Origin of the sequence: Puniceicoccus vermicola (genome assembly GCF_014230055.1) — a bacterium.
In the GTDB taxonomy this organism is placed as follows: Bacteria; Verrucomicrobiota; Verrucomicrobiia; order Opitutales; family Puniceicoccaceae; genus Puniceicoccus; species Puniceicoccus vermicola.
The window spans coordinates 1-9093 of the sequence record NZ_JACHVA010000042.1 but is presented as its reverse complement, the minus strand read 5'-3'; the positions used below and the strand labels follow the sequence as shown (position 1 = coordinate 9093).

Annotated in this window: 8 protein-coding genes; 3 read left to right on the top strand and 5 right to left on the bottom strand. The window is 56.8% G+C overall.

Translation table 11 applies throughout. The features are described from left to right. Positions 1-1133: 1133 nt before the first annotated feature. From H5P30_RS04320 to H5P30_RS04300, 5 genes are all read right to left on the bottom strand, one after another. Positions 1134-1892, bottom strand: coding sequence for a hypothetical protein (locus H5P30_RS04320; protein WP_185691732.1), 759 nt, complete (start codon positions 1890-1892; stop codon positions 1134-1136). After that, positions 1889-3082, bottom strand: a complete 1194-nt coding sequence (locus tag H5P30_RS04315) for a hypothetical protein (RefSeq protein WP_185691731.1) — start codon at positions 3080-3082, stop codon at positions 1889-1891. Before H5P30_RS04315 ends, H5P30_RS04320 begins: the two co-directional genes overlap by 4 nt. A 43-nt stretch (positions 3083-3125) precedes the next feature. Further along, a complete protein-coding gene (locus tag H5P30_RS04310) occupies positions 3126-4061 on the bottom strand; it encodes a tyrosine-type recombinase/integrase (protein WP_185691730.1) in 936 nt (311 codons plus the stop codon). A gap of 121 nt (positions 4062-4182) precedes the next feature. Beyond that, positions 4183-7218 carry a CHC2 zinc finger domain-containing protein gene (locus tag H5P30_RS04305; protein ID WP_185691729.1) on the bottom strand — a complete coding sequence of 1012 codons (3036 nt, stop codon included), beginning with the start codon at positions 7216-7218 and terminating at the stop codon, positions 4183-4185. Next, positions 7218-7415, bottom strand: a complete 198-nt coding sequence (locus H5P30_RS04300; protein WP_185691725.1) for a hypothetical protein — start codon at positions 7413-7415, stop codon at positions 7218-7220. Before H5P30_RS04300 ends, H5P30_RS04305 begins: the two co-directional genes overlap by 1 nt. A 105-nt stretch (positions 7416-7520) precedes the next feature. Here H5P30_RS04300 and H5P30_RS04295 point away from each other — a divergent pair, with 105 nt between their 5' ends. From H5P30_RS04295 to H5P30_RS04285, 3 genes are all read left to right on the top strand, one after another. Continuing rightward, positions 7521-7910, top strand: coding sequence for a helix-turn-helix domain-containing protein (locus H5P30_RS04295; protein ID WP_185691726.1), 390 nt, complete (start codon positions 7521-7523; stop codon positions 7908-7910). A gap of 13 nt (positions 7911-7923) precedes the next feature. After that, the gene (locus H5P30_RS04290) at positions 7924-8577 is read left to right on the top strand and encodes a DUF6338 family protein (protein ID WP_185691727.1); all 654 of its coding nucleotides are present in this window, start codon (positions 7924-7926) and stop codon (positions 8575-8577) included. Between the two features lie 150 nt (positions 8578-8727). Beyond that, a complete protein-coding gene (locus H5P30_RS04285) occupies positions 8728-8928 on the top strand; it encodes a hypothetical protein (protein WP_185691728.1) in 201 nt (66 codons plus the stop codon). The last annotated feature ends 165 nt before the right edge of the window (positions 8929-9093 follow it).

Sequence of the window (9093 nt, the reverse complement as noted above, 5' to 3'; positions counted from 1 at the left end):
AAGAGCGAAGACGGAAGATTGGGTGCCAGGCGCGAAGCGCGGGGCATGGCTTCCGGCCATTCTTCCGGCTTCGCCGGGTAATCCTCAAGCGTCGTAGATGGCCCGCTTGCCGGGCCGTGGGCGACGCGTCAGGCGTCGGAGTGGGATTTCCCAGCGCGGCGATGCGTAGCGAGCAACGCGCGGGGCAACCGCGCCACGGGTGGCGGGGGGAAGCTCCCAGAGCAAAGCGCAGCGTGCGGCCCTGGGGGCGCGTGGCGGGAGGCGACTAAGAAAAGATTTCTCTTGTCGGAGATATTTCAATACGGAGGCAAGCCCTGCGGATGGCCGTTGCCGCCGGGCGCGGGGTGCCGTTATGTTTTGGAGCATCGGAATCCGATGCGGAAGCTAACCCTCGGGCAAAGCGACGAAGGAGCGCGCAAGGGCGAAGCCCTGGAGGGAACATTGCCGCGAGGCCGGGGAGTCTCCGAATCGAAGACAACGGAGCCCCCCGAATCACCCCCTGCCTTCCCCGGCCCGGCCCCCACTTCCGTCCGCGAACTCGCACAACACCACTTTATGTCAAAACCCGCCCCTTCCGAACGAAGCCTGCGAGTGCCAGGAAGGAGTCAGGCGGGATTGGACATAAAGTTGTTGTGCGAAAGACGCGGACCCTCCCAAAAATCCAAAGGGCCGGACGGGGAAGGCAGGGGGTGATTCGGGGGGGGCGGTCGAGACGCGCCGATTCGTATCCGGTGGCCGGGGACATTCGGGTTCTCGGAGCGTGTGGGAGTTGGCAAAGATCAAGACGTGACGTGTTTCTGGTATCCCCATAAATCTTTATATTTTGCGTTCGACCCCTTTCGACCCCTTTCCATAAATCTTTATATTTTGCGTTCGACCCCTTTCGACCCCTTTCGGGATTGGACATAAAGGTGTTGTGCGAAAGACGCGGACCCTCCCCAAAATCCAAAGGGCCGGACGGGGAAGGCAGGGGGTGATTCGGGGGGCGGGCGAGACGCGCCGATCCGTATCCGGTGGCCGGGGACATTCGGGTTTTCGGAGCGTGTGGGAGGGATTTGTCAAAGATCAAGACGTGACGTCTTTTTGGTGTCCCTGTCAATATTCAAGACCTAACGTCTTTTTGGTGCCATCTGTCATTTTTTGCCTGTGTCTCGAAGCCAGATGTCGCCATCTTCTGACAAATCCACTTCTAAGGAAAACTGATACTTTAACATCGAGAGACAGTCTACGACAGTAACAGTGTCCCCCACCATTAACTCACTCGTTTCCAGCAAGGATTCTTTCAATCTTTCTGGATCGTCAGATTCAAGCCGTATTCGAATCTCAAATCTCTTTTCCTTGCATCGCCGATTCATTAGTTCAAAAAGAAAACCTACAGGAACGCCCGATACTTCTTTTTTTTCTTCGACTTCAAAAAGGATACTCCTGAGTAAGATTTGTTGGTCGGAATAGCCTGTTGGGAAAAACGAAATTTTCCTATCCGACCAAGCAACTGAAACAGACGAGTTCGTGCTATTCTTAAAATTCTGAATCAGGTCATTAAACGAACCACCAGAAAAACTCAAAGAAATCTTTTTATTTAATACGGGATCGAATACTTTTTTATACTTCTCTGAAAAAACCATAAATAGATAAAAATCATTTATAACTGTAAAATCTTTTTCATCAACTAAAACATCAATAATATCTATACTTTTTTCAGTAGATAGACTTTCCCATGAAATTGGAGCAATGTGAACAAAATCGGTTTCTTCATTAGACCGATTAGACCGATCATAATCCAAAGATTTCGATGCATAACAAGTCATTTCCCCCGGATAAAAGAACGAAGAGAATTTCACTGCAGCGAAAAGAACAAGGACTTTATTAAATCTAAAAAAAATACTTTTCATGGGTTTTTATCGAACTGCTGATTCCTAGATATTCTTATTGCATCAGAAAAATCATACCTTGTCCCTACCGCATCATTAAAGTCGTATCTATCATTCTCAGATTTTCCATCAGAATATGAGGTAGTCCCCATGTTTTTCAATCCCGGAGAAAGAGTATATAAAGAACCATATGCCCGGGCTTTCACTGGTCCAAGACTATACGGGGAAAAAGTTCTTCCATCAATCCCTAAAGGACCGGGTGGATTCGTAATCAATTCGTATTCTGTTTCAACGATATTCCTAGATCTTTGCGATTGAGCCTCTTTCCACAGTGGCCTTCTATCACGAATTAAAGCATCCCAATCTTCATTTTCTGAGTAAATTCCAGACAAGATAAAATCTAAAGCTGGGTTCTTTGAAACACCATTGGAACTTTCACCCGTGTTCGCAACATTTTGAATGAGGTGGGTAAATTCGTGGGATTGCGTGCCAAACGAATCCATTCCAGCAATTGTATAGGCTAATCCACTTACGAAACTACGATCAGACCCTTTTCCATCAGATCCATACCCAAACTGAAGTGTAAAAGTTTCCTTATGACTTTTCAGATATTCATATTGGGCTGATCCAAAGGGAGTCGAACGAAGTTTTTCCAGTTCCGAATTAAACTTATCCACCCTCGAATTATACGCCGTAATTCGCTCTTCATCAGTATCCCCCAACCCGTTGAACCATTCGGAATCAATACTGCTCTCATCTTTGACGTCTTCATAATACCTCATTCGATCCTTTTCCGAATCGAACGTATTGTCGTTAAACTTCAGCCCATGCGGATCGAAGAAGGTCCATGGGTTCTGAACAACATAGGTATAAACATTTGGGCCATTGCGCACATCCGACGCGGTGTCGTAGCTGCGATCGCCGTTTTCCCGGCGCGGTTGCTGGGTTTGCGGCCAATCGTGCCCGGCGTATTCGGGGGTCTCCCCAAAAAAATCTCCCGACGCGGTTTTCAGGCCCCAGCCGCCCCACTCCGACGCATCGACGGCTTCTTCGGAGGCCGGTTCGGCACTCTCTGCAATTTCGGTTTGCCGATGGGTTTGCGACTCCTCGGGCAGCTCGAAGCCCCAGGAATCGGTCAAGGCGGACAGCGACAGGGGCGAGACCACCATTGCAGTGGTCAGAACCAGCAGCTGAAGCCATGTAAGACGCATTCTGGCGGCTAAGAAAAAAGACCTGCGGCCATGGCCGCAAGCCTTACCGCTCCGCTTCGACGATCCGTTCCCCGCAGGAGGGATGCGTTTTGCCGTGGACGGCACGGAGAGCCGAGAGCGTGACGTGGGTGTAAACTTGCGTGGTGTCGAGTTTGGCGTGGCCGAGCATTTGCTGGACGTAGCGGATGTCCGCCCCGTTCTCGTGCATGTGGGTGGCGCAGCTGTGGCGCAGGAGGTGGCAGCAGCCGGGTTTGTCGATCCCGGCGGCCACAAGGTGTTTGCGCACGAGGTTGCCGAGCGAGTTCGGGCTGAAGCGTTCGCCGTAGCCGGTCAGAAAGAGAGCGGGTTCGCCTACGGACACGAGGAGGGATTCCCGGCACCGTTCGAGGTAGCGCCCCAGCCATTGCCCGGCGCGTTGTCCGACCGGAACGAAGCGGGCCTTACCGCCTTTGCCGTGGCGCACGTGGATCAGGCCTTCGGCCCGGTCGAGGTCGCCGAGGTCGAGCATGGCCAACTCCCGGCGTCGCATCCCGGTGGCGTAGAGGGTTTCCAATATGGCCCGGTCGCGCACTCCGAGCGGATCGCGCACGTCGGGCACGGCCAGGAGAGAGGCGATTTCATCGCGGGAGAGGCCGCGCGGCAGGGCCGAGGACACCGGGCGCGGCAGTTCCAGTTCGGAAGCTGGGTTGGCTTCGAGGATCCGTTCGCGGCACAGCCACGAGAAGAAGGTCTTGAGCAGTTGCAAGCGGCCGTGCTGGGTCCCCGTCCCCAGCGGCTTGCCGTCTGGCTTGCGGTAGCGGTAAAGATACAGCTGGTAGGATTCCAGAATCGAGCGGGTGATTTGCTCCGGGTAAATCAGGTCGCGCTCCCGCGCCCAGTCGAGGAAGAGGGCCATGTTGAAGTCGTGCGTGCGGGTCGTGCGCGGCGAGTAGCCCCGCGCCAGTCGCCACTCCAGCCAGCGGTCCAACTGGCCCACCATCGTCCGGGGGTCGAGTCGGTCGGGAGTCGTTCCGGGACCGGGACGGCCTCCCGAGGATTGCCGCTTGCCACGGAGCAATCGGGCGCGTTGGAGGCCTTTCATTCGTCCCGCCATGGCTACGTTACGACGCCTTGCGGTTTTCGGCCCCCTCTTGTGCGTTTTCGCCGGATTTGTGGCCGTTCAGCCCGGAAGGCCCGTGTTTGGCGGGCTGGGAGCCGTTTTGGCCTATGCTCGAACCGTGCTCGTTGGATGCTCGTTGGATACTCGAACCTGCCTTTTCCGTGCTCGAACTTCCGTTTTCAATGCTCGAAGTTGGCGTCGTAGTCACATCGAGCAAGCCACACATCTGCGGTTTTCCGTCGTCCTCGCCGTGGAAAAGAAGCTCGTAAAGGAAGCTCTGCCCGCGTCCGCCGTAGTGCGGGAGGACATATTCCATTTCCTGCAGCTTGTTCAGGTGCGTGCGCACCTGGAACTCGGTCCAGCCCGTGAAGCGGCGCACCTGGCGGCGGCTGAACAGGCACACGTCCGGGGTCACTTTTTCCTCGCGGCAACGACTGTCCACCATGTCCCGCAAGAGGATCAACAGCCTCCGCGTCTGCGGCGGAAGCTCGTCGAGCGAGCGGCCCAGCACTTCGTGGGCGATCCGGTTGGCCTCCTCGATATCGGAACGGGTCGCCTCGATATATTCCAAGCCGTCTTTCTCCTTCAGCGGCCTTTGGTGCTGGTGCAAAAGCGCGATCGTGCGGATCAGGGTCAGGTATTTCACATGATCGCGGCGCGTTCTCGTGCGGTCGCTTAGGAAGGTCAGTTGCTTGGCGAAGGGATTGACCACCGGGAGCGGCTTGAGCAGCCGCTGCGCGTTCTTGTGAACGCTCAAAATCCGGTCCCGCTCGACTTTGCGTTTGAGGCCCTCGAAGGTTTCGGCTTCGCGCTGCAGGTCGTGGATCGCTTTCGTCTGCTCTCTCGATTCATCCACGGTGAGGACGAGGCAACGGTTCAGTAATTCTTCGTCGATGTCCACCGCCGTGGTCGTCAGGAAGATCATCACCGGGCCTTCGACGTGGTATTCCTCCGTTTTCATGCGGCCTTGGTCGTCCTTGCCCGTGCTCGCGATCGTCAGTTCCCCTTCGCTTTGCAGGAGCTTGAGGGCGTAGCTCGCCTTCTCCGCTCCCTCTTCCTCGACGATGGCGAGGATTTTGTTCTTCAGGTTCGTCTCCCCGAGGTAGTAGAGGCTTTGGCCCGTCATCGCCGAGTATTTGACGCGCTCCTCTTCCGGAATGAAGGCCAGGATCGATTCCATGAGCGTCGATTTGCCCGCCGCGCTCGTGCTCTGCACGATCACCGCCAAGGGCCGATCCAGCTTCCGCGAGACGCAAGCCAGATACCCGGTCAGCTTGTTCGTCGATTCTCCGACGATCCCGCACGATTCGAAGTCGGCGAGGATGCGGTGCAAAAGGTCCGGGGACCGGAGGAGTTCCAGGGCCTCCGCTTGTTCCTCCTCGGTCATTTCCGGATGGGACGGCTGCGGCTCGGTCGCTGCCCGGATGCGCTCTTCCTGCACTTGTTCGAGGGCCAGCAGCAACTTGCCCAGGTCCCGCTTGATAAGGTCCGGTTCCAGCGTCGTCTCCGAGGCGGCCGCCCGGACGAACGCTTCCCGGTCCTTCGAGCGGTAAAAGTCCAGCGTGTCCAGGTGGAAGCGATCCTCGCAGACAAGGCGAAGGTTCACCTTGAGCACTTCGAGCGAGCCGTTCTTTTGCAGACCCCGGACCCGATACGAACGCGGGCCGAGGTCGAGCAGATAGTCTTCGCCAGAGAGTTTCAGCGCTGGGGAAGTCTCACGCGAAGACCCGAAGGCGCGAAGCTCGTCCTCCGAAGCATTTTTTCCTTTAGTAGCAATATCCTGCCCCACGGTCGCCGCGTCAGCGGCTAAGTTAGCAGCTAAAAGATTAGAAGAAGATGCGCGCGTATCTTGATCTTTGACACGGAAAGGGATTTCACCTTCTTGAGGGACGCAGTGACCAAGCCCTTTGCCACCTGTCGCGCCGTAGCCTTTTGGCGAAGGCGGAAGCCACTCGGCACCGGAGAGAACCGCCTTCAGGGACATTTCAGGTGGAGTGACTTTGAGCGCGTATTCGTTGGAATCCATCCCGGCAGGGAACTTGACCCGGAAGCATTCGATTCCGTGGGATTGGAGACGCTCCGCGTCCCGTTCCGAAGCCCGGTCCCCGGCTTTGTCCCGGTCGTAGGCCAGATAAATCTTCTGCGTCCGGTGCTTCCGGAAGGCTTCGAGGTGTTCGTCCGTAAAGCCTTCCGTTCCCCAGATGCAAGTTACATTCCGGAAGCCATTCACCCAAAAGGTCAGCGCATCGATGATGCTTTCGGTCAGGATGATCTCGGGGGATTTCAGGCACTCCGGGTTCCAGATTCCCGCATGGGGCCCGGGCAAGTAAAGGTGGTAGATGCCGCTCTTTTGACTGCCGACTTTGCGACCGTAGATTTCGCGAACCGCCCCGCCTTCGTCCATAACGGGGAACACCAGCGAGCCGTTAAAATGCTCGTGACCGCTCTCGCGGTAAATCCCCAGCCGCTGCAAGCGGGTGCGGATTTCCGCCCCGTCCTTGCGGTTCTTGTGCGGCAGGGTCAGGCCGAGCGTCCGGTCGGCGTAGCCGATCCGGAACCGCTCGATTGCCTCTTCGTTCCAGAGACCGCGCTTCTTCAGATAGTCGATGGCCGAAGGGTTTTCGTGAAGCCGCTTGGCGTAGTAGCCGAGCACTTGGTCGAAGAGCGTCTGGTCGTCCGCGTCGAACTCGACCGCAGGCGGCAGTTTCGGAACGGAGGACTTCCTCACCGGACCCGCGCTTTTGTAGAGCGAAGGATTCTTCGTGCGCAGCAGCTCGACGGCCTGGCGGAAGCTCACCCCGTCGTAATGCATCACGAAGTCGATCACGCTCCCGCCCTGCCCGCTGCTCATGCAGTGCCACAGGTTCTTCGCCGGGGTCACGATGAAGCTCGGCGTCTTCTCATCCGTGAACGGCGAGAGGCCCGCGAGGTCCTTGCTCCCGTGCTTTTTGAGCTCCACCCCCTTCGAGCGGACGAGGGCCGCGAGGTCCACGGAGCGTTTCAGGTCTTCGAGTTCGGTTTCGGGGATTCGTGGCATCAGCTTTTCCCTCCTTCATCGGCGCGCTCCTGGTTGCGGACCGCCTCCCGGACGCGCTCCAAGGTTCCACGGCCACGTTCGATCAGGTCGTCGAGTCCGTCGTCCCTCCATTCCCATTCGCCGATCTTGTCTTCAAGGACCCACTCCAAACAAAGCAGGTCCGCGTAGGTCAGCGGGTTTTCGTGGGTGATCGTCATTTGAACCTCCATTTTCTAAAAGTGCGTCAAGTTCGGAGTTGATAAATAAACTACGATACGTATTGTTACGTTTCGTATCTTTTATCAAGGCCTATTTCCAAAAAAATGAAAACTTCCGATATAATCGCCACTCATGAACCCGTTCCTTTCATGAGCGACGACCTTCTCGACCAACTTCGCAAGCGCATCATCGCCCGGCGAAAAGCCGCCGGACTGACCCAAGCCGAGGTCGCCGAACGCCTCGGACTCAAACTCGCCCGTTACGGCCATTACGAACGGGGCCTGCGCCGCGTTCCACTGACTCTCCTCCCCGATCTGGCCCAAGCCCTCGAATGCGAAGAAGGCGATCTACTCGGAATCGCCGCAACTAAAGCCTCCAAACGAGGTCCCTCCTCTCGCGCCGAACGGCTCGTGCAACGGCTCGGGACTCTCCCAAGAAAGAAACAAAGCGTGATCCTCGATATGGTCGAAGGGGCCATCGACAAGGCCTCCTAACCTCCGCCCCGCCATGCTCGAGACCTTCAAGGGATTTCTGCTTTTCATCGTCTTCCTCGTGCCCGGATTCATCTTCCGGATCGTCGAGGGACAGTTCGCCTATCTCGACAAGCGACTCGACTGGGGACGCTTCGCCCTTGGTCTGCTCGCCCGAAGCACTATCGTTTACGCCATCGTAGGACCGTGGATCTTCCACAGCTGGCAATCCGGATGGATCCGGTCCCATCCGGTCGCCTCCATTTACCTGTTCGCCTCACTGGCCCTGCTCCTGTCCGTGATCCTCGGGATTTTCGCAGGAATCGTCCGACAGAAAGAATGGTTGCGTAAATTCATCGAACGCTTCGACCTCAAGCCGTTCGAACAGCACGACATTCCCACCGCATGGGACCGCGTCTTCTCCAAGGCCGAACCCTCGTGGATCATCGTCACCTTCAAGGACCAAAGCCAGGTCACGGGCTGGTATGGCTCCGAATCCTATGTCTCCTCCGACCCGGACGAACGGGATCTGTTTATTTCCAGCACCGTGCGCACCAACGAAAAAGGCCAACTTGAGATTGCGGAGAACTCCGGCGGGGTTTATATTCGTATCGACGAAATCAAAACCATCGAGTTTATCGCAGAACCTTCCCTTTCCCATGAGCCAGACACAAACGACCCAGAAGCCTAAAACCGGAACCCCGGCAAAAGGACTGACCGCTTCCAACGAAGCACCCAGACAACGACGTTACATCTCCGAGGGCTACCGACCTTCGACCATCGTCCCGAGACCCAGCCGGGTCCCGGCTTCCGTCGTTTCAGCCGTCCGCGCAGGCTCAAAATGAGCGACTCGAAACATAATCCGGGAAAACCGGAAAAACTTGTTTCCGCAGCCAACGGCTACAGCCCGAGGCCGCAAAAGCCGTCCCATAATTTCGGCTACGCTCCTACCGCTCAAGCCGGACAGGCCCCAAGGCCTCCGGCCAGCCTTCCCTCCGCCGTCTCCAAGCCCTCGCCGCAGGCCAAGGGCAAATCCTCCTGATTTTTCTCTTTAGCCGCTCTTCGCCTTTCAGCGGCCCGGGGAGGCGGCACACTTGTCGCGAAGTAGCTCAAAGAGCGAAGACGGAAGATTGGGTGCCAGGCGCGAAGCGCGGGGCATGGCTTCCGGCCATTCTTCCGGCTTCGCCGGGTAATCCTCAAGCGTCGT